Source organism: Tessaracoccus zhenghani, from assembly GCF_054552775.1.
In genome coordinates, this window is record NZ_CM137275.1 from 1806008 (window position 1) to 1825139 (window position 19132).

Here is a 19132-nt window from a genome sequence, read left to right on the forward strand (position 1 = left end):
CGGAGCGGAGTTGAGCGAGTTACTTGGAGATAAGGTTCTTGCTGCGCTGATCGAAGTAGACAGCGATCGCGATGATGGCGCCCTTGATGATGGCCTGATAGTTGGAATCGACGCCGAGGATGTCGAGGCCACTGCTCATGACCGCGATGAGCAGCGCACCAATGAGGGTGCCGTACCACTTGCCGGAGCCGCCGCTCATACTGACGCCACCGATGACGACGGCGGCGATGGCATCAAGCTCATAGCCGACGCCGGCCGTCGGCGAGCCCTGCATGGTGCGGGAGGCCACGAGGATGCCGGCGAAACCGGCCAGGGTGCCGGCTAAGGTATAGACACCCAGTAGGTAGCGCTTCGTGCGGATGCCAGAGACGATGGCTGCCTCCTCGTTCCCGCCGATCGTGTAGACGCGGCGGCCGAAGATGGTGCGGTTGAGCACAAAGCCGGCACCGACGATGACGAGGACGAAATAGAGCACGAGGATGGGCACGCCGGAAAACAACACGCTGGAGGCGATGTTGGCGAACTCAGGGGGCAACCCGAAGGCCGGTGCGCCGCCGCTGAGGATGAGCGCCAACCCTCTGACACCCGTCATGGTGGCCAGCGTGATGATGAAGGCTGGCAGGCCTAGATATGCGACGCCGAAGCCATTGACGAAGCCGACGCCGGCGCCAGCCAGCAGCCCGCCGAAAATTGCCACGCTCAGCGGCAGGCCGGAGATGGCCATCGTGGCTGACACCACCCCCGCCAAGGCCACCGTCGACCCGGACGATAGGTCAATGCCTCCGGAGATGATCACGAACATCATGCCGGTGGCGATGATCCCGTTGATGGCCGCTTGTCGGACCACATTGATGAGGTTCCCAGGCTGAGCAAAACCTTCGGGTGAGATCACCATGAAAAAGGCGATCAGCAGCACCAGTACCACCAGGATGCCGAAATCCCGGAGGTAGTTCACAACACTTCCCTTGATTGCCACGATGCGATCCTTCAGGTCTTATTCGTTGTCGATGAGGGTTTCCGAAGCCGCAGCCTCGGTGCTGACGAACTTAGAGGCGAGCGCCAGAATCCGTTCGGAGTCGAACTCGCCCTTGGTGAGTTGCCCCGTCAGGCGCCCTTCGCACATGACCGCTATCCGATCAGCCATGCCAATCAGTTCATTCATCTCGGACGAGATCATGATCACCGCCAGGCCGTTGGCTACAAGCAGGTTGATGAGCCTGTAGATCTCCTGCTTGGCCCCCACATCGATCCCTCGCGTCGGTTCATCGAGGATGATGACCTTCGGATCACTCTCGAGCCACTTGGCGAGCACCACCTTCTGCTGATTGCCGCCACTGAGGTTAAGCACAGGCGTCTGCACGTTCGGAGTCTTGACCCTGAGCCGGTCGACGGCTTTGACGGCGGCATCGCGCTGGGCATTGCGACTCACCACGCCAGCCCGTGAGAACTTCTTCAAGGCCACCGTCGCGATGTTCTCCGCGACTGACGCAATGAGGTTCAGACCGGTGCCCTTCCGATCCTCGGTGACGAAGGCGATGCCCTCCTTGACGGCGTCCGCTGGATGGGCGATGCGTCGCGGGTCGCCATCAATGCGGATCTCACCGGCCGTGACCGGACGGATGCCGACGACCGCCTCCATGAGCTCAGATCGGCCAGCGCCGACGAGGCCGGCGAGGCCCAACACTTCACCTGACCGCACGCCGAGGGACACATCCACGGCGCGATCGGATGAGATGCAGTCGAGTTCGAGGACGACCCCGCCGATTTCAGTGGACCGATCCGGGAACATCTCATCGAGCTCGCGATCCACCATGAGAGTGATGAGCTTGTCGTCATCCAGTTCCCCTGCCTGGTAGGAACCGACGAGCTGTCCGTCACGCAGCACGGTGATGGCATCAGCGATGCGAAAGATCTCATCCATCTTGTGTGAGATGTAGACGAAGCTGACCCCCTTTGCCTTCAGCTTCTCAACCTGGGAGAAGAGCAGCTCGGCTTCGGTCTCCGTGATCGCAGAGGTGGGCTCATCAAGGACAATGACACTGGCATTCATGGAAATTGCGCGTGCAATCTCAACAAGCTGCATCTGGGCGACGCTAAGAGTGCGCATCAAGCGTGCCGGGTCAATATTGATCCCGATTTCCTCGAAGACGGCCCTCACTTCCCGCCTCATCCTGCCGAGGTCCACCACCGGAGACATCCGGCCGCCAAGGGCCAACTCGCGCCCGACGAAAACGTTCTCGGCCACGCTCATGTCGGGCACCGTCAGGAGTTCTTGATGCACCATTGCGAGGCCTGCCGCCATCGCTTCGTGTGGACCCGCGAAGTTCACTTCGTGACCGTTGAGGTAAACGCTCCCGGAGTCCGCACGATAGATGCCGTTGAGCACCTTCATGAGCGTCGACTTGCCGGCGCCGTTCTCCCCCATGAGCGCCATCACCTCGCCCTTCCGAACCCGCAGGTCGACACCGTTGAGCGCCACCACCCCGGGGAATGTCTTGGTGATGTCGAGCATCTCCAAGCTGAACTCTTCGGCCATTACCGCTCCCTTGCGTCAGCCAGCCATCTGCGAGAAGTCTGACACTCACCATGAGTCATGTCAAGACATTTACTGAGAATTTGCCTGTCTTGTCTAGACAATAACGCATTCACCTGCTCGTGTCTCATAGGGGCGAAAGGGCGCAGACCGGAGCCGGCAGAGTCAGCTTGCGAGGGCGGACAGCGCGTCCAGTGAGGCCTTCGCGTTGGCCACGGGGCCACCGTCTGCCGGGGGCTCCTCGTCGAGCATGATGTCCTGCTCGAGCACGTAGTAGCCGTCGAAGCCGGCCTCGTCGAGGAGGGCGACGATGGCGGAGAAGTCGATGTCGCCCTGGCCGATGGGAGTGAACATGCCGGCCTTGATGCCCTCGCTCCAGCTGAGCTCGCCAGTGAGGAGTCGGTCCGTGAGGTCCTTGCGGATATCTTTTGCATGCACAATGTCGACGCGGTCGGCGTAACGGCGCACCAGGTCGACGACGTCCGCGCCGCCGGCGCTCAGGTGACCGGTGTCGAGGCACAGGCCCACCGTCGAGTTGTCCAGCACGCGCTCCACCTCGTCGAGGTTCTGCACCATCGTGCCCCAATGGGGGTGGATGCAGGCGGTCACGCCGCGGGCGGCGCACACCTCGGTGATGCGCGAGAGGTTGCCGAACAGCGTCTGCCAGCCGGTCTCGTCCAGGACAGGACGGTCGTCGTAGCCCTCGCTGCCGGAATCTGCGGCGAGGATGAGGAACTCGCCCCCGGCCGCCTCGAACGCGTCGAGCTCCTGGTTGACCTGCGGGATGGGATCGAATTCGGGGTCGTGCATGACGGCGAGGAAGAAGGAGCCCACCGGCTTGAGGCCGAACTCGCGCACCGCGGCAGCGCGCTCCTCGGCGTCGATCGGCAGCCAGCCCTGCGGGCCGAACTCCGTGGCGGTGAGGCCGATCTCCTTCATCTCGGTGAGCACCCGCTGGGGGCTCATCTGGTAGCCCCACCCGGGGACCTCGCATACGCCCCAGCTGATGGGGGCACCGGCGATCTTCATGGTTCTCCTATTTCTCGGTCAGAGGTAGTGGCGCTGGGGGGCGCGGTTGGTTTCGTAGCGGGCGCGGGCCTCCTGCGTCGAGGAGATGCGCGACACCTCGGCGATCGGCACGTCCCACCAGCTGCTGCTGGGCGGGTTGGGGCCGATGAGGGCCGTCTCGATGTAGATCATCACGGCGCGGTCCATGGCTTCGGCCTCGCGGTAGGCGGCGCGGAATTCCTCCATGGTCTTCACCCGCAACACTGTGACGCCCCAGCTCTCGGCGTTGGTGGCGATGTCGACGGGGAGCAGGTCACCGTCCCGGTTGTGCGGCACCGAGCCCTTGCGGTACCGGGTGCCGAAGCGCTGCGAGCCGTGCGATTCGGACAGCGCGCCGATGGACGCGAACCCGTGGTTCTGCAACAGGACCAGGATGACCTTGAGGCCCTCCTGCACGATGGTGGCCAGTTCCATCGGCAGCATCTGGTACGTGCCGTCGCCGACGATGGCCACCACTTCGCTGTCCGGCAGCGCGAGCTTGACGCCCATCGCGGCGGGGATCTCGTAGCCCATGGTGCTGAACGCATACTCCACGTGGTACTGCACGGGGGTCTTGGCGCGCCACAGCGACTGGAGGTCGCCGGGCATGGAGCCGGCCGCGTTGATCACGACGTCGTTCTCGCCCATCATCTCGTTGAGCGCGCCGAAGACCTCGATCTGGGCGGGCTGCGGCTGATGGCCGACGTTGACGCACTCGTCCGTGGTGGTGGCCCACTCGTCACGCAGGCGGGCGACCTCGGCGGAGTACGCCTCGTCGACCCGGTAGCCTTCGAGCGCCTCGCTCAGGGCCACCAGGGCCTCGCGCGCATCGGCCACCACCATCTCGGCGGCGTGCTTGGCCGCGTCGAAGGCGCCGACGTTGATGTTGACGAACCGGAGGTGCGGGTTGCGGAACGCGGTGTGCGACGCGGTGGTGAAGTCGGAGTAGCGGGTGCCGATGCCGATCACCACGTCCGCCCCGCGCGCCAGTTCGTTGGCCGACTCGGCGCCGGTGGAGCCCACCCCGCCCACGGAGCACTCGTGGTCGGCGTCGATCGCACCCTTGCCGGCTTGGGTGTCCGACACCGGGATGCCGGTGGCCGAGGCGAAGGCACGTAGCACGTCGCTGGCCCCGGAGTAGATCGTGCCACCCCCGGAGACGATGAGCGGGCGCTTGGCGCCGCGGATGATCTCGGCGGCGCGCTCGATGGCGACCCTCTCCGGCGCAGGACGGCGGATCCGCCAGACCCGCTTGGCGAAGAACTCCACCGGGAAGTCGTAGGCTTCGGCCTGCACGTCTTGGGGCAGGGCGACGGTGACGGCTCCCGTTTCGGCCGGATCGGTCAGCACGCGCATGGCCTGCATCAGCGACGGGATGAGTTGTTCGGGGCGTGTGACTCGGTCGAAGAACCGCGACACGGGCCGGAAGGCGTCGGTGGCCGCCGTTAGCGGCGACACCGGGTCCTCTACCTGCTGCAGCACCGGATCCGGCGCGCGGGTGGCGAACTGGTCCGAGGGGAACAGCAGCACGGGCAGCCGGTTGGTGGTGGCGACGGCGGCGCCGGTCACCATGTTCAGCGCGCCAGGGCCGATGGACGAGGTGCACATCCATGTCTGCGTGCGGTTGGTGGACTTGGCGTACGCGGCGGCGGCGTTGACCATGCCCTGCTCGTTGCGGGGCATGATGTAGGGCATCTCACCGCCGTCGGGTTCCGGGTCGAGGTCGTTCTGGAGCAACGCTTGGCCCATGCCGGCGACATTGCCGTGGCCGAAGATGCCGAAGGCGCCGGCGATCAGGCGGCGCTCCACGCCGTCGGATTCCGAGAACTGGTTGACGAGGAATCGGACAACAGCCTGCCCGACGGTAAGGCGAACGGTGGTGGTCATGCTCACTCCTGGGGATTGAGGGGGGTCATGGGGAGACGGGGGTCGACCTCGGACTCTTCCCAGGCCTGACGGATCCATGTGTAATGGGGGTCGTCGGTCATCAGCCAGGTGGAGTCCTCCGAGGGACCGGCCATGACGTTGAGGTAGTACAGGTCATAGCCGGGGGCGGCGACCGACGGGCCGTGGTAGCCGAACGGCATCACCACGACGTCGCGGGAGTTGACCTCGGTGCACACGTCGATGGGCTTGCCGGGCGACGGGTAGATGCGCTGGAGCGCCATCCCCTTCGAACCGTCTCGGCCGGGGCGCACCTCGTAGTAGTAGATCTCCTCGAGGACGCGTTCGTCCTGAGTGTGTTCGTCGTGCTTGTGGGGCGGGTAGCTGGACCAGTTGCCGCCGGGCGTCAGCACCTCGCACGCCAGCAGGTGGGACGTCTCCAGCGGGTTGCCCAACGCGTAGTTGTTGACCTGCCGCGAGCAGTTGCCGGTGCCGCGCAGCGTCGTGATGACCTGCGACGACGGGCAGTACACGACGGGGAGGTCCTTGGTGGCCTTCGACCCGGGCAGCGCGAACCGGCCGCCCTGCTCGCTGTGGATGACGGCGGTCTTGCCGCGCGGAACGTACAGGTAGTCGGTGATCTCGGTCCAGACCTCGCCGCGGCCCTCCAGGCGGTGTGTCTCACCGTCGACCTTCACGGTGCAGGATCCGCTGAGCGGCAGCACCAGGATCTCCTCGCCGCCGGTGTCGACGGTCTGCGCGGCCCCGGCCGGCAGCCCGAGCACGCGGATCGAACACCACTCCCAGCCGGCGCGCTGCGCGGTCACGTCCGTCTCGAAGTTGCCATGGGCAGTTTCCCCCGCAGGGATGACGTACTTGGCGTTGTCGTTCACAGAACCTCCACGAGTCGGTCGACCGCGCCGGCCACATCACCGTCGCGGGGGAAGAGCAGGGCGCGCCCGATGACGAGCCCCTTCACGCTGGGATTGCGCAGTGAGTTGGCCCAGGCGTGGACGGTTTCGTCCATCTGCTCCGGGACCGGGCCGCCCAGCAGCAGGACCGGCAGCGTGGTGGACTCCAGCACGCGGTCCATGTCCGCCACGCACGGCAGCTTCAGCCAGGTGCGCGCCGAGGTGTGGCCCAACGCGGAGGCCACGCTGATGGCGCGGATGACTTCGTCGGGCGACAGGTCGTTGGTGAGTTGACCCTCCACGCGGCGGCTGATGAAGGGTTCCAGCATCGCGATGCGCCCCGCCGCGGCCAGGTCGTCGACGGCGCGCGCGGCCTGTTCCAGCATGGCAGGGGTGGCCGGATCCTGCAGGTCGATGCGCAGGAGGAGTTTGCCCCCGTCGAGGCCCGCCTGCTCGATGCTGGGCGCGGTGTAGCCGGTGATGCGGTCGTCCACCTCGAACGCGGAGCCGGCCAGGCCGGAGCGGTTCATGGAGCCGAACACCAGCTTGCCCTCGAGGGCGCCGAGGAGGGCGAGTTCCTCGATGAGGTCCGGGGTGCCGAGGAACCCGCCGACGCCGGGCCGGGCGATCGCCACGGCGCACCGTTCGAGGAGCACGCGGCGCGACGCCATGGCCAACTCGTCGCTGCCGGCCTTGAGGGCGCCGCGGCCCGGGTGATCTGCCGCGATGACCAGCAGCTTCTCCCCCGGTGCCGGCATGACGCCGGGCGCGCGGGCAGCGAGGGCCGCAGCCACTGCGTCGGGGCGCGTGAAGCGCAGGTCAGTGAGGTCGTCGAAGGTGATCACGCCTGCCCCCGTGCGTCGGTTTCCGGGTGGCGGGCCAGCATTTCCTCGACCTCAGCCTGGTCCGGCATGGCGGGGGCGGTCTCGAGCTTGGACGCCACGATGGCGCCGGCCGCGGAGGCGAACCGGATGAGCTGCGGCAGTTCCCAGCCGTTGAGGAGGCCGTGGCACACCGCGCCACCGAACGCGTCGCCGGCGCCGAGGCCGTTGACGACCTCGATCCGGTTGGCCGGCACGAAGGTGCTCTGGGTGCGGGACTTGGCGAAAGTGCCGACGGGGCCCTGCTTGACGATGGCGATGTCGACGCCCCGGTCGAGCAGCGCGTCGGCGGCTCGCTCCGGGTCCGTCTCACCCACCGCGATGCGACACTCCTCGAGATTGCCGATCGCGACGTCGGCGTGTTCCAGCATGGAGCTGATGTGCCCCGAGGCGGTCACCTCGTCGTCCCAGAAACGGGCGCGGTAATCCAGGTCGAACACCAGCATCCCGCTGCGCTCCGTGCGGGCCAGGGTTCGGTGGGTCTGACGTGAAGGCTCAACCGACAGGCCACTGGCGGTCATCCAGAGGATGCGGTAGTCGGCGAGGTCGGCCGGCAGATCTTCCGGACGCAACTCGAGATCCGGTGCGGTCGGCGCGCGATAGAAGTAGAGCGGGAAGTTGTCCGGCGGAAAGATCGCGCAGAATGTCACGGGAGTGTTGAACGCGGGATTGGTCACCACGTGCGAGGCGTCCACACCCCGCCGACCCAGCTCAGCGATGATGAAACGGCCGAACGGGTCGTCGCCCACGCCGGTGAGCGCCGTGACGGTGCGGCCGTAGCGCGCCGCCGCGACCGCGACGTTGGTGGCGGAACCGCCGAGGAACTTCCGGAAAACGCTCACATCCTCAAGGTGGACCCCGACCTCGAGCGGATACACGTCGACGCTGCAGCGCCCCACCACGAGAATCTCGGGCACGTGTTCGCCATCCACAGTGATGACCTCCTTCGTCGGCCCTCAGTCTGCCCGACTGGAACACCGTGGTCAACTCTTTGTGCACACATTCGAGACGCGCGCCTCCGGAGTATGATCTGGTCGCAATACCGCTCTGGCGGTTCACACCGCTGCCAAAGTCGGCCAGGTCAAGGAGTATGCATGGACGAGACCTACACCCCGGACATCACAATCGACCGCAACTCGGATCGTCCCCTGTATGACCAGATCGCCCAACCCATCGAGGCGGCCATCCTCTCCGGTGAACTCGCAGCAGGCGCGCGCATCGAGGACGAGGTCTCGATGGCCCAGCGCCTCGACGTCGCCCGCCCGACGGCGCGCCGCGCTCTCCAGGAACTGGTCGCCAAGGGCCTGCTGACCCGCCGACGCGGCGTCGGCACCCGCGTCGCCCCGCCCCACGTGCACCGCCCCATGAAGCTCTCCTCCCTCAACGAGGACCTCGTGGAGGCCGGCTTCTCCCCCTCCACCAAGGTGCTCCACTACCAGGTGCGCGAGGCGACCGCCGACGAGGCCGAGAAGCTCGGCATGAAGGCCGGCGAGGGACTGCTCGAAGTCAGCCGCCTGCGCTACGCCGACGACCACCCCCTGGCCATCCTCACCAACCTCATCCCGCTCGACATCGCCCCCACCTGGCAGGAACTGGGCGAGCACGGCCTCTACCAGTGTTTGCTGAAGCGCGACGTGCTGATCGCGGCGGCGCAGCAGTCGGTCGGCGCCCGCGGCGCCACGGCTGAAGAGGCGGAGCTCCTCGGCGAGGACAAGGGCGCGCCGCTGCTGACGATGCACCGGGTGGGCCGCACGGCCGAGGGCCGTGCCGTCGAACTGGGCAACCACGTCTACCGCCCCTCGCTGTACTCGTTCCAGTTCACGTTGTTCACGTCCTGAGGCGAATGTTCTGACAATGTCTTGACTATGCATAGACAATGCGATTAACTGAGGTCATGTACGGCGACGCCGCCGCTCTCCGTGAAAGCAGGAGCCAGATGACTGACTACACCCCCGGCCCGCTACTGGCCGCAGCGCAGACCACCCCCACGTCCCTGTGGAACGATTCCTCGGATCTCGATGAGCTGAAGCAGTCCATCGCGTTCGGCGGGGTCGGGGCCACATGCAACCCGGTGATCGCCTACACCACCATCAAGCAGCACCTCGATGAGTGGCGTCCGCGCATCGAGGCCATCGCGGCCGAGCACCCCACCTGGGGCGAGTCGCAGATCGGTTGGCAGGCCGTCAAGGACATGTCCGTCGAAGCAGCCGCGCTGCTCGAGCCGATCTTCAGGGAGCACAACGGCCGCAACGGCCGCCTGTCGGTACAGACCGACCCGCGCCTCCACCGCGACGCCCAGGCGCTCGCGGACCAGGCCGTGGAGTTCCATGAGCTCGCCGACAACATCGTCGTGAAGATCCCGGCCACCAAGACCGGCCTGGAGGCCATCGAAGAGGCCAGCTACCGCGGCGTGTCCATCAACGTGACCGTCTCCTTCTCCGTACCCCAGGCGGTGCAGGCGGGAGAAGCCATCGAGCGCGGCCTGAAGCGCCGCGAGGCCGAGGGCCATGACATCTCCGAGATGGGCCCCGTCGTCACCATCATGGTGGGACGCCTCGACGACTGGCTCAAGGAAGCCGCCGAGCGCGAGGGACTCTCCGTGGACCCGGAGGCCCTCGATTGGGCCGGCGTCGCGTGCATGAAGCGTGCCTACAAGATCTTCCAGGAGCGCTGCTACCGCTCGCGCGTCCTGTCCGCCGCGTTCCGCAACGTCAACCACTGGGCTGAGTTCGTGGGCGGCGACGTGGTGGTCTCCCCGCCGTTCAAGTGGCAGAAGACCATCAACGAGTCCGGATATGAGACCGTCCCCCGCATGGACGAGCCCGTCAAGCAGGAGCACCTCAACGAGCTGCTGAAGATCGAGGACTTCCGCCGCGCCTACGAGGTCGACGGGATGACGCCCGAGGAGTTCGAGGACTTCGGCCCCACCCGCAAGACCCTCCGCCAGTTCCTCGCGGCAGACGCCGATCTCGACGCTCTCGTCCGCGACATCATCGTTCCAGCCCCCTGAGGAGTGGGTACATGACAGACAAGTTGCTCCGCGTAGCCATCATCGGCGCCGGCCGCATCGGCCGGGTGCACGCCCAGGCGATCGCGTCGCACCCCCGCGCCGAGCTCGTGCTCGTGTCGGATCCGTTCGGCACCGCGGCAGAGGATCTCGCCGCCGCGCATGGCGCACGGGCCGTGAAGGACGCCGCCGAGGTGTTCGCGGATCCTGAGGTGGACGCCGTGATCATCGGCTCGCCCACCCCGCTGCACGCCGAGCAGGTCCTTGCCGCGGCGCGGGCCGGCAAGGCCGTGCTCTGCGAGAAGCCGGTTGCTTCGTCGGTCGCGCAGGCGCGCGAACTGGAGGCCGATCTGGCCACCTTCCAGCACCCGCCGGTGATGGTGGGCTTCCAGCGTCGCTACGACCCGTCGATCAAGAAGGCGCACGATCTCGTCGCCGCCGGAGAGATCGGCCGCGTCGAGCAGATGACCATCCAATCGCGTGATCCCGCCGCTCCCCCGGCGAGCTACATCGCGCAGTCGGGCGGCATCTTCAAGGACTGCACCATCCACGACTTCGACCAGGCCCGGTTCTTCATGGGCGACATCGCCGAGGTCACCGCGTTCGGACAGAACAACATCCCCGAACTGGCGGACACCGGCGACTTCGACGGCGCGGTCGTCGTGCTGCGCAGCGTCGACGGTGCCGTGGCGTCGATCACCAACAACCGCCACTGCGCCGCCGGCTACGACCAGCGGATGGAGGTGCACGGTGCGGACGGTTCGCTGTTCGTCGACAACCTGCGCCCCACGTCGTTGACCGTGAACAAGAAGGACTTCAGCGCGGCCCAGGACCCATACCTGGACTACTTCCTGGAGCGCTACGCCGACGCGTACCGCGACGAGCTGGCGTCCTTCATCGACGCGATCAACGAGGGCGGCGAGGTGTCGCCGACCATCGGTGACGGCATCGAGGCCCTCGTGCTGGCCGAGGCGGCCGAGGAATCGGCTCGCAGTGGTCGCCCTGTGCGCGTCGAGTAGGAAGATGCGATACCGCCGGGCGTTGGATTGCTCCAAGGCCCAGCGGTTGCGCATGCCCCCGCACCTCACAGCGAACGCCCAGGTGCGACACCTTCTGCTCCGCCCTTCGCGACATCTAGTCTCTTCACCATGCTGGAAGACATCCTCGGGCTGCCGGCCCACCCACTGTTCGTGCACCTGCCCGTGGTCCTGTTGCCGCTGTCGGCGCTCGCCATCATCGCGCTCACACTGAAGCCCGCCTGGCGCCCCCGGTTCGCCATCGCCGTGCTGGGTCTCGTTGCCCTCGGCGCTCTGGGTGCGGTCGCGGCCTGGGGAACCGGCGACGACCTGGCCGCGAAGGTTGGCCTCCCCGTCGCCCACTCAGAACTGGGCATGTGGACCGCCCTGGCCTCCGTGGTGCTGCTGCTGGTGGGCGGGGCCTGGCTCTGGCGCGTTCGCAAGGCCGACGTGGCGTCAACGCGGGGCGTGTTCGGCTGGGTGGTCTCCGCGCTGGCGATCGTGGTGCTGGTGCTGGTGACCCTCACCGGCCACTCGGGCGCGACGGCGGCCTGGTCCGGCGTGGCGGTGAGGGCTGCGGCACCTGGGCAGAGCGCCTACACGATGGCCGACGTGGCGGCCCACAGCACGTCCGCCGACTGCTGGATCGCCGTCGATGGCAACGCCTACGACGTCACCAGTTGGATCCCGCAGCACCCGGGCGGCCCCGAGCGGATCGAGCCGCTGTGCGGCACGGACGCGACGGCACAGTTCACCGGCCAGCACGGCCAGAGCGAAGTCGCGCAGCCGACGCTGAAGAGCTACCTGCTCGGCCCACTGGCCTGACGGCGCTCGCTGACCCGGGTACCGGTGGCAGGTCAAGCCCAGCGGGACCGCGGGCGACCGCGGACCAGCACGGCGGAAGCGGTCAGGACCACCAGCGCAGATACCCAGAGGTTCACCTCGCCCCAGAGCCAATGAGCGCTGCCGTCCTGCCCGCCTACTGCCTCCACGATTGCTCCGACGGCGAAGGTCAGGACCGCGCCGGCGACCACTACGCCGACGAAGAACAGCACGCGGATCCACCTGCGGGCGCCGCCGGTTGCTGCGGCGACGAGTGCGACAACGGCGATGACGAACGCCAGCAGCCCGCCGAAGAAGAGCGGGTCTTCGAGAGGGCTCCTGCCAGGTCCGCCGGCGATGCCGATCGCAGCAGCCTTGAGTGCCCAGATGATGACGGCCGCGACGGCGGCCCATAGCGCGAGTCGGTGTGCATTCATGGGTTCAACGCTCGCTCAGGCAGGGCAGTACCGTCATCCCTCCGGAGAGTGACGTGTGATGAGATTGCGGTGACTAAACTCGGTTTCGTGACACGCAGGGTCATTGCGGCCACACTGTTCGTCTGCTGCGGACCGGTGTCTCTCTTGGCCGCCTGGAACGGCTTCGACTGGTATCTCGACGGGCCCACGCTCCTCATCGCGATCCTCGCGGGGTACACGGCCGGTGCCTGGTTGCCGCGCCTGGAGGCCGCTGGCAGCGTCGTGCTGAGTACCAGCCTGCTGGTGCTCGCCAACCAGGCCCTCGGCGACGGGTTCCATTGGCTCGACGACCTCGTGTTCTTCGCGGTACTCGTCGGGGGTCCCGCGCTCGCCGGGGCCGCCGTCAAGGCCCGCGCGCTGCACGTCGGTCGGCTCGCTCGGCTCCAGGCGGAGTTGGAGGAGCAACAGCGCATCGACGTCGAGGCGGCGCGGCTGGACGTGCTCAACGGGGTGCAAGCCGAGGTGCACGCGGACCTGGCCGAGCGGATCGCCGGGATCGCGCTCAGGGCCGAAGGCGCACTCCGCGGCGGTGACCGCACCGCGTTGCCCGTGCTCGAGCGCCAGGCGCGCCAAGTACTTGACCTGCTGCGCGACGCGGTCGGCTCCATGCGCGAGGAGACCCCGACGGCGGCGGACGTGCCGGAGCCGGAGCCCACGGCGCCCCGGACCGACTGGTCTCCCTCGGACGCCCTGATGGCAGCCGCGCTGGCCGTCGCGATGGGGGTCGAGGTGGCGTTGACCTCCGACGCGCGGGGCCCGCTCCTCTGGGTAGATGTCGTCGGGGCTGCCGCCGTATGCACGCCCCTCGTCTGGCGCCGGACCCACCCCATCCTCGCGGCTGCCGTCTCCTCGGCGCTCGGGGTACTGATGAGCGCGTGGCTGACGCCGATCTCCTCCCTCGTCACGGGCATCGCTCTGCTTTCGGCCCTCTTCTACAGCATCGGCGCATGGTGCCCGGCGCGCCGGTTGCTGCTGGGCGGGGCGATCACCGCCGCCGGTGTGGTCGCGATCGAGCTCGTCGGCCCTGGAGAGGGCGTTGGGCCCGTGCTTCTGTGGTCGCTCAGCGCGCTCCTACTGGGCCGAATCGTCAGCGGATGGCAGGAACGGCTGCGCCGGACACGGGAGGTGGTGGAAGCGCTCGAACGCGGGCGGGGCGCGGCGGTCCGGCTCGCTGTCGCGCGGGAGCGCGAGGCGTTGGCCAGCACGCTGCACGACACCGTCGCACATGGGATGACCGTCGTCTGCCTGCATGCGGGCGCACGGCAGCGGCAGGGATCCGGCCAGGATGCCACGCTGAGCCTCATCGCACAGGTCGCGGCGCAGAGTCTCGACGAGCTGAAGAACGGCCTCGAAACCATCGAATCCCGCGCGGCACCCCTGGACCCGGCCCGCCTCGCCGCCATCGGCCGACGAGCCGGCGTCGACGTCACGGTGAGCGCGGACCCCGTGCCCGCCGGCGCCGCCGCCGTCCTCGCGCACCGTATCGTCCGCGAGGCGATCATCAACGTCGCCCGCCACGCCGCCGGAGCGACGGCGCAGGTGCGCGTCAGGAGACTCCCAGGGGCGATCATGCTCGAGGTCCTCGACGGCGGCGCTGAGCACACCGGCAACGCGCTCCCCGGTACCGGCACGGGCACGGGACTGAAGGGGCTCGCCGCGGCCATCGCGGCGGCCGGAGGAACGCTCGACACCGGCCCCACCGCCGGGGGCGGCTTTCGCGTCGCGGCCACCATCCCTCAGGAGAACCCATGACCACCATCCTGCTGGCTGACGACCAGGAACTCGTCCGCACCGGCCTGAGGATGATCCTCTCCGCGGAAGATGACCTCGACGTTGTCGCTGAGGCGGCGGACGGGCGGGAGGCGATAGACCTGGCGCGCACGCTCCGCCCGGACCTGGTGCTCATGGACATTCGGATGCCGAAGGTCGACGGCATCGACGCAACACGAGCGATCATCACCGCCACCACGGGCGTCCGCGTCGTCATGCTCACCACCTTCGACCGGTCCCAACTCGTCTACGACTCGCTCGTCGCCGGCGCCAGCGGCTTCCTGCTCAAGGACGCACCCACAGACCAGCTCCTCTCGGGCGTGCGCGCCGTTGCCCGGGGAGAGGAACTCCTGGCGCCCAGCATCACCAGGCGGCTGATCGAACAGTTCACGCGCACAGGACACGCGGGCCCGCCGCCGGGATACCACTTGCTCACCGAGCGGGAGACCGAGGTGCTGACCCTCATCGCCCGGGGGAAGTCGAATGCGGAAATCGCCGAAACGCTGTTCGTCGGCATCCAGACCGTGAAGACGCACGTCGCGCGGGTGTTGCAGAAACTCGGGCTCCGGGATCGCGTCCAGGCTGTCGTCCTGGCCTATGAGCACGGGATCGTCCGCCCCGGGGAGTGACCAGTCAGTACGGGTTCAGGGAGAAGTAGATCCACCCGGCGATCACGAGGATGAGCACCATCGTCGAGACAATGATCCGCGCCGTCCTATGCTGGACCACGCCCGTGACGATGCCCCAGGTGGAACCCAGGCACAACAGAATTGCGACCACCACGTCGGCCTCCCCAGGACCCCGGGCCGCGCGTCAGCCCGTGGGCTGATTCTGTCATCCCGCGTCCCCCCATGCACCGTTCCGCGCAACGGCCCAGGACCGCCCCTGCTACTACGCCGCTGCGTACCCATGCCATCTGTTCAAGGACGACTGCGCCATCCCTTGTGTCAGGTTTGTTCAACGTTTACAGTCGCTCCATGGATAAGCACACGACTCCGGCGGAGCACGCCGCTCATCTCGACGACCTCATCAAGGGCCGGCGCTTCGTGATGGTCACCACGCGCGACGCCGACGGCGCGCTCATGAGCCGCCCCATGACCATCGCGGAGCGGGAGGAGTCGGTCTTTCGTTTCATCACACAGGGCGACAACGACGTCTCGACCCAGTCCGACGGGCAGCAGGTGAACCTTTCGATCATGGATGGCAGCGCCTACGTGTCGATGTCGGGCACTGGTCGGGTCGAACGCGACACGGCCAAGAAGCGCGAACTGTGGAACCGCATCCAGGAGGCGTACGCCGGAGATGCCGAAGACCCGGCCAACGTCATCCTCGAGGTGAACGTCAACACCGCCGAGTACTGGGACGGCGGCAGCCAGGTGGCGACGCTGATCGGGTTGGCCAAGGCCGCTGTCACGGGCAAGCGACCAGACCAGGGTGAACACGGCACGGTCCAACTCTGACCCTGACCACATCGCGCTGCGTCGCGACAGGCTGCGTCGCTCCAGGCTGCGTCGCTATAGACAGGAAATCCCCAGCCAGGGTAGCTGGCTGGGGATTTCTCATCTGTTGCTGGTGGTGCGCGCGAGAGGAGTTGAACCTCCACGCCCTTGCGGGCACCGGCACCTGAAGCCGGCGCGTCTGCCATTCCGCCACGCGCGCATCCGGGTCTCTCGACCCGACGTCAAACCTTAGCACCCCCTCGCCGCGGCGCACAAAACGGCGACAGCCAGGGGGCACCGCGGCATCACGGGACGAGGTACCCGGCGGCCCTGAACAGCTCGTACCACTCGGGGCGGGTGAGCTCGACGTCTGCCCCGGCGGCTGCCTTTGTGACGCGCTCGGGAGTGGTCGTGCCCAGCACAACCTGGATGTTGGCCGGGTGGCGGGTGATCCAGGCGGTGGCGATACCCTCCGGCGCGACCCCGTACTTGGCAGCCAACCGGTCGATGACGGCGTTGAGCTCCGGGTAGTCGGCGTTGCCGAGGAACACGCCGTTGAAGAATGCAGCCTGGAACGGCGACCACGCCTGGACGGTGATGTCATGGAGGCGGCAGTAGTCGAGGATGCCCAGGTCCAGGCTCACCGACTGCTTCACGTCCACCATGTTGGCCGCCACGCCCTGCGCGACGATGGGCGCGTGCGTGATCGACAGCTGCAACTGGTTCGCGACGAGGGGTTGACGCACGTATCGCTTCAGCAGCTCGATCTGGTTCGGGGTGTGGTTGGAGACGCCCACGTGCCGGACCTTGCCGGCGGTCACCGCCTCATCGAGCGCCCGGGCGACCTCCTCGGGTTCCACCAGCGCGTCCGGACGGTGGAGGAGGAACACGTCGAGGTAGTCCGTCTCCAGGGCGGTCAGCGAATCGTCGATCTGGCGCACGAGGTGCTCGTAGGAGAAGTCGAAGAAGGGGCCGTCCTTGTTGATCCCGGCCTTCGTCTGCAGGATGATCTCCCCGCGCTCCGCCGCGCTGAGGCGCAGCGCCTCCGCGAACCGCTTCTCGCACCCGTGGTAGGGCGCCGAGCCGTAGATGTCGGCGTGGTCGAAGAAGTTGATCCCCGCCTCGCGGGAGGCGGTGTACAACGCGCGGATCTCGTCGTCGGTCTTGTCCTGGATGCGCATCACGCCGGTGACGACAGCGGGAACCTCAAGGTCCGTCGTGCCGAGCCGATGAGTCTTCATGGGGCCCTCCTAGCCGCCCGTCACCACTGACGGGTTCTCAGCCCCAGCCTATTGCCCGCGCTCACGGAGCACTCAGGTCAGGCACCGATGGCGCGACGGTGGCCCGGGCGTCGCTCGAGCAGGTCCCGGTGCACCGCAGCCAGGTCCGTGGACACCTCGAGCAGGTCATGCTGGGCCGCCAGCAACCGCCCGGCCTCGGTCAGGTCCGGCGCCTCGCCGGAGAGGACGGCCCGCGCCGTCGTCTCGAACTCGCGGGTGGTGGACGCGCGGTGCACGGCCACCTCGTGGAGCCAACCGTCGTACACGGGGATGTCGCGCACCAGCACAGGTACACCGCTGGACAGCGCTTCCAGCACGACGATGCCCTGGGTCTCCTCGTGCGACATGAAGCAGAAGAGGTCCGCCCCTGCGTAGGCGTCGCGCACCTCGTCCGGCGGGATGTGGCCCAGCAGGTGGAGGTTCGACGGCGGGTGGGCCAACGCGGCCCGCACATCCGGCGTCATCGCGGCATTGGGTGCGGTGCCCGCCCAGTAGAAGTCCGCCTCCGGCATGGAGCGGGCGAGATCGATGTACTCGAGGATGCCCTTGCGCACCATCAGGTGCCCGACGCTCAGCACCACGTGGCGATCCGACGCGATGCGGTGCCGCGCGCGGAACCGCGTGCGGGCCTCCGCGCCACCGGAGAAGAAGCGCGTGTCGACGCCGTTGGTGAGCACGCGGATGGGCGCGGTGATCCGGTAATTCTCGATGATGCCGCGCGAATAGGGCGTGGGGGTGACCACGACGTCGCCGCGGCGGTACACGACGCCCAGCCACTTCTCGAACAGCGGCGCGAAGGTTCGCGCGCCCACCCAGGACTGTTCGAAGTCCTCCCTGGTGGAATGCGCGAACACGACGACGGGGATCCCCAACGCCCTGGCGAGAACGCCGACGAGCACGGAATCCGGGAAGATGGTGTTGAGCTGCACGATGTCGGGCCGCTTCCACAGCTTCACCAGTTGCGAACCCAGATTGAGCAGCATCTTCGCCTGATGCCGCATGGCGGATCCGACGCCGCTGCGTTCCATGAGCCGGCCGGCTCCCGAGTAGAGACAGACCCGCAGACCTGCGTCGGGGTGCGTCTCCGCTGCTGGCACTAGAGACCCAGCCATGGGAACACCACCTTCAGAATGGTCATAACGCCTGTTGTGTAGAGCACCACTCCCCACGGCTTGCACAGGAAGATGATGAGCAGGTAGGTGCGCCACCGCATGTTGGTGAGCCCAGCCATGTAACACAGTACGTCGTCAGGGGCCAGTGGAAGGGCAATCGCGATAGCGAAATACTTCATGAACTTTGGATGGTCCAGCCATTTGCCGTACCGCTCCAGTGTGCGCTGCGAGAAACGGGCGACGACCATGTCGCGGCCGACGTGGCGCGAGACGAAGAACACCAGGGTGGAACCCAGCACGGTGGTGAGGTACGCCCAGAGGGTGCCCTCGATCTGGCCGAAGATGATGGGCGCCGAGATGATGGCGCCGGAACCCGGGATCACCGGCACGACGGACTCGAGCGACCCGATGAGGATGAAGGCCACGGGGGCGAGGAGCCCGAAGCCGTCGACGAACTCACGCAGGGACGCCACCGACGTCAGCACCCCGCTGGAGAACCCCAGGACGATGAGGGTGATGACGCCGGCGAGGCCGATGAGGGTCAACACGTGGATCAGCCTCTTCAGCCGTTTGGCTCGCGCCGGATCCGCCGGCGTTGTGACGTCCTCGTGTTCCAGCGGCTCCATGACCTCCCCTTGCATCGGGACAGTTCTCCCCTGCCCAGTGTGCACGTCGGAGGTCTCAACAGTCGTCATGGACCTCATCCTTCACCAGAAATCAGTTGGGCCGCATCAGGCCAACGTCTGGTTGCAACCCCTACTTCAGTTGGATATCCCCGGGGTTTGACTCGGGGTCGGCCGGCACCGGGAGTTGGTGCGCCAGGGCGGGGTGGCGGGGAGGAGCGACTCGTATTCGGCCACCAGTGCGTCCTGGTACTCGCCGCGATAGGTTCCGTCGAAGAAGCGCGCGAAGACCCCCTCGTTGCGCTGTGAGATCCGCCACGAGTCGGTCTTC

General features: G+C 67.3%; 19 protein-coding genes and 1 tRNA gene. 7 read left to right on the forward strand and 13 right to left on the reverse strand.

Features of this window, described 5'->3' with window-relative positions; all coding sequences use genetic code 11:
* Nucleotides 1-19 precede the first annotated feature (19 nt).
* The 7 genes from ACX1DX_RS08700 to iolC form a co-directional block, all read right to left on the reverse strand.
* Entirely contained in the window at nucleotides 20-976 is a 957-nt protein-coding gene (locus ACX1DX_RS08700; RefSeq protein ID WP_459396282.1) for an ABC transporter permease, read from the reverse strand.
* An 18-nt stretch (nucleotides 977-994) separates the two neighbouring features.
* On the reverse strand, nucleotides 995-2536 hold the full coding sequence (locus tag ACX1DX_RS08705) for a sugar ABC transporter ATP-binding protein (protein WP_459396283.1): 1542 nt from the start codon (nucleotides 2534-2536) through the stop codon (nucleotides 995-997).
* Nucleotides 2537-2698: 162 nt separating this feature from the next.
* A complete protein-coding gene (locus ACX1DX_RS08710) occupies nucleotides 2699-3562 on the reverse strand; it encodes a sugar phosphate isomerase/epimerase family protein (RefSeq protein ID WP_459396284.1) in 864 nt (287 codons plus the stop codon).
* A gap of 18 nt (nucleotides 3563-3580) precedes the next feature.
* On the reverse strand, nucleotides 3581-5473 hold the full coding sequence (gene iolD / locus ACX1DX_RS08715) for a 3D-(3,5/4)-trihydroxycyclohexane-1,2-dione acylhydrolase (decyclizing) (RefSeq protein WP_459396285.1): 1893 nt from the start codon (nucleotides 5471-5473) through the stop codon (nucleotides 3581-3583).
* Complete coding sequence (iolB, locus tag ACX1DX_RS08720) at nucleotides 5470-6357, reverse strand: 5-deoxy-glucuronate isomerase (RefSeq protein WP_076061198.1); 888 nt, start codon at nucleotides 6355-6357, stop codon at nucleotides 5470-5472. The genes iolD and iolB overlap by 4 nt, the downstream gene beginning before the upstream one ends.
* On the reverse strand, nucleotides 6354-7220 hold the full coding sequence (locus ACX1DX_RS08725; protein ID WP_459396286.1) for a Cgl0159 family (beta/alpha)8-fold protein: 867 nt from the start codon (nucleotides 7218-7220) through the stop codon (nucleotides 6354-6356). The genes iolB and ACX1DX_RS08725 overlap by 4 nt, the downstream gene beginning before the upstream one ends.
* On the reverse strand, nucleotides 7217-8173 hold the full coding sequence (gene iolC, locus ACX1DX_RS08730; RefSeq protein ID WP_459396287.1) for a 5-dehydro-2-deoxygluconokinase: 957 nt from the start codon (nucleotides 8171-8173) through the stop codon (nucleotides 7217-7219). Before iolC ends, ACX1DX_RS08725 begins: the two co-directional genes overlap by 4 nt.
* A 177-nt stretch (nucleotides 8174-8350) precedes the next feature.
* On the opposite strand from iolC, the gene ACX1DX_RS08735 reads away from it, so the two are divergent.
* From ACX1DX_RS08735 to ACX1DX_RS08750, 4 genes are all read left to right on the forward strand, one after another.
* Entirely contained in the window at nucleotides 8351-9094 is a 744-nt protein-coding gene (locus ACX1DX_RS08735) for a GntR family transcriptional regulator (protein WP_459396288.1), read from the forward strand.
* Nucleotides 9095-9192: 98 nt separating this feature from the next.
* The gene (locus ACX1DX_RS08740; protein ID WP_459396289.1) at nucleotides 9193-10266 is read left to right on the forward strand and encodes a transaldolase family protein; all 1074 of its coding nucleotides are present in this window, start codon (nucleotides 9193-9195) and stop codon (nucleotides 10264-10266) included.
* 23 nt (nucleotides 10267-10289) lie between these two features.
* Nucleotides 10290-11282 carry an inositol 2-dehydrogenase gene (iolG, locus tag ACX1DX_RS08745; RefSeq protein ID WP_459398199.1) on the forward strand — a complete coding sequence of 331 codons (993 nt, stop codon included), beginning with the start codon at nucleotides 10290-10292 and terminating at the stop codon, nucleotides 11280-11282.
* Nucleotides 11283-11411: 129 nt separating this feature from the next.
* Nucleotides 11412-12104 carry a cytochrome b5 domain-containing protein gene (locus ACX1DX_RS08750; RefSeq protein WP_459396290.1) on the forward strand — a complete coding sequence of 231 codons (693 nt, stop codon included), beginning with the start codon at nucleotides 11412-11414 and terminating at the stop codon, nucleotides 12102-12104.
* A gap of 32 nt (nucleotides 12105-12136) precedes the next feature.
* On the opposite strand, the gene ACX1DX_RS08755 is transcribed toward ACX1DX_RS08750, so the two are convergent.
* The gene (locus ACX1DX_RS08755) at nucleotides 12137-12538 is read right to left on the reverse strand and encodes a hypothetical protein (protein WP_182764151.1); all 402 of its coding nucleotides are present in this window, start codon (nucleotides 12536-12538) and stop codon (nucleotides 12137-12139) included.
* Nucleotides 12539-12625: 87 nt separating this feature from the next.
* Here ACX1DX_RS08755 and ACX1DX_RS08760 point away from each other — a divergent pair, with 87 nt between their 5' ends.
* Entirely contained in the window at nucleotides 12626-14329 is a 1704-nt protein-coding gene (locus tag ACX1DX_RS08760; RefSeq protein WP_459396291.1) for a sensor histidine kinase, read from the forward strand.
* On the forward strand, nucleotides 14326-14976 hold the full coding sequence (locus ACX1DX_RS08765) for a response regulator (protein WP_459396292.1): 651 nt from the start codon (nucleotides 14326-14328) through the stop codon (nucleotides 14974-14976). Before ACX1DX_RS08760 ends, ACX1DX_RS08765 begins: the two co-directional genes overlap by 4 nt.
* A 4-nt stretch (nucleotides 14977-14980) precedes the next feature.
* Here ACX1DX_RS08765 and ACX1DX_RS08770 read toward each other — a convergent pair whose 3' ends face one another.
* Nucleotides 14981-15130, reverse strand: coding sequence for a hypothetical protein (locus tag ACX1DX_RS08770; RefSeq protein WP_459396293.1), 150 nt, complete (start codon nucleotides 15128-15130; stop codon nucleotides 14981-14983).
* A gap of 194 nt (nucleotides 15131-15324) precedes the next feature.
* On the opposite strand from ACX1DX_RS08770, the gene ACX1DX_RS08775 reads away from it, so the two are divergent.
* The gene (locus ACX1DX_RS08775; RefSeq protein ID WP_459396294.1) at nucleotides 15325-15807 is read left to right on the forward strand and encodes a pyridoxamine 5'-phosphate oxidase family protein; all 483 of its coding nucleotides are present in this window, start codon (nucleotides 15325-15327) and stop codon (nucleotides 15805-15807) included.
* 113 nt (nucleotides 15808-15920) lie between these two features.
* On the opposite strand, the gene ACX1DX_RS08780 is transcribed toward ACX1DX_RS08775, so the two are convergent.
* The 4 genes from ACX1DX_RS08780 to ACX1DX_RS08795 all read right to left on the reverse strand — a co-directional run bounded on the left by ACX1DX_RS08780 (nucleotide 15921) and on the right by ACX1DX_RS08795 (nucleotide 18873).
* Nucleotides 15921-16006, reverse strand: a tRNA-Leu gene (locus ACX1DX_RS08780).
* An 85-nt stretch (nucleotides 16007-16091) separates the two neighbouring features.
* Nucleotides 16092-17027 carry an aldo/keto reductase gene (locus tag ACX1DX_RS08785; RefSeq protein WP_459396295.1) on the reverse strand — a complete coding sequence of 312 codons (936 nt, stop codon included), beginning with the start codon at nucleotides 17025-17027 and terminating at the stop codon, nucleotides 16092-16094.
* Nucleotides 17028-17104: 77 nt separating this feature from the next.
* Nucleotides 17105-18178 (reverse strand): glycosyltransferase, encoded by a 1074-nt coding sequence (locus ACX1DX_RS08790; protein WP_083665478.1) that lies wholly within the window; start codon nucleotides 18176-18178, stop codon nucleotides 17105-17107.
* A complete protein-coding gene (locus ACX1DX_RS08795) occupies nucleotides 18163-18873 on the reverse strand; it encodes a TVP38/TMEM64 family protein (protein ID WP_459396296.1) in 711 nt (236 codons plus the stop codon). The genes ACX1DX_RS08790 and ACX1DX_RS08795 overlap by 16 nt, the downstream gene beginning before the upstream one ends.
* Between the last annotated feature and the right edge of the window lie 259 nt (nucleotides 18874-19132).

Coding starts and splice junctions, on each gene's coding strand:
- ACX1DX_RS08735 (WP_459396288.1), top strand. CDS start 8,351: ATGGACGAGACCTACACCCCGGACATCACAATCGACCGCAACTCGGAT.
- ACX1DX_RS08740 (WP_459396289.1), top strand. CDS start 9,193: ATGACTGACTACACCCCCGGCCCGCTACTGGCCGCAGCGCAGACCACC.
- ACX1DX_RS08765 (WP_459396292.1), top strand. CDS start 14,326: ATGACCACCATCCTGCTGGCTGACGACCAGGAACTCGTCCGCACCGGC.
- ACX1DX_RS08750 (WP_459396290.1), top strand. CDS start 11,412: ATGCTGGAAGACATCCTCGGGCTGCCGGCCCACCCACTGTTCGTGCAC.
- ACX1DX_RS08785 (WP_459396295.1), bottom strand. CDS start 17,027: ATGAAGACTCATCGGCTCGGCACGACGGACCTTGAGGTTCCCGCTGTC.
- ACX1DX_RS08710 (WP_459396284.1), bottom strand. CDS start 3,562: ATGAAGATCGCCGGTGCCCCCATCAGCTGGGGCGTATGCGAGGTCCCC.
- ACX1DX_RS08705 (WP_459396283.1), bottom strand. CDS start 2,536: ATGGCCGAAGAGTTCAGCTTGGAGATGCTCGACATCACCAAGACATTC.
- ACX1DX_RS08790 (WP_083665478.1), bottom strand. CDS start 18,178: ATGGCTGGGTCTCTAGTGCCAGCAGCGGAGACGCACCCCGACGCAGGT.
- ACX1DX_RS08775 (WP_459396294.1), top strand. CDS start 15,325: ATGGATAAGCACACGACTCCGGCGGAGCACGCCGCTCATCTCGACGAC.
- ACX1DX_RS08755 (WP_182764151.1), bottom strand. CDS start 12,538: ATGAATGCACACCGACTCGCGCTATGGGCCGCCGTCGCGGCCGTCATC.
- ACX1DX_RS08795 (WP_459396296.1), bottom strand. CDS start 18,873: ATGACGACTGTTGAGACCTCCGACGTGCACACTGGGCAGGGGAGAACT.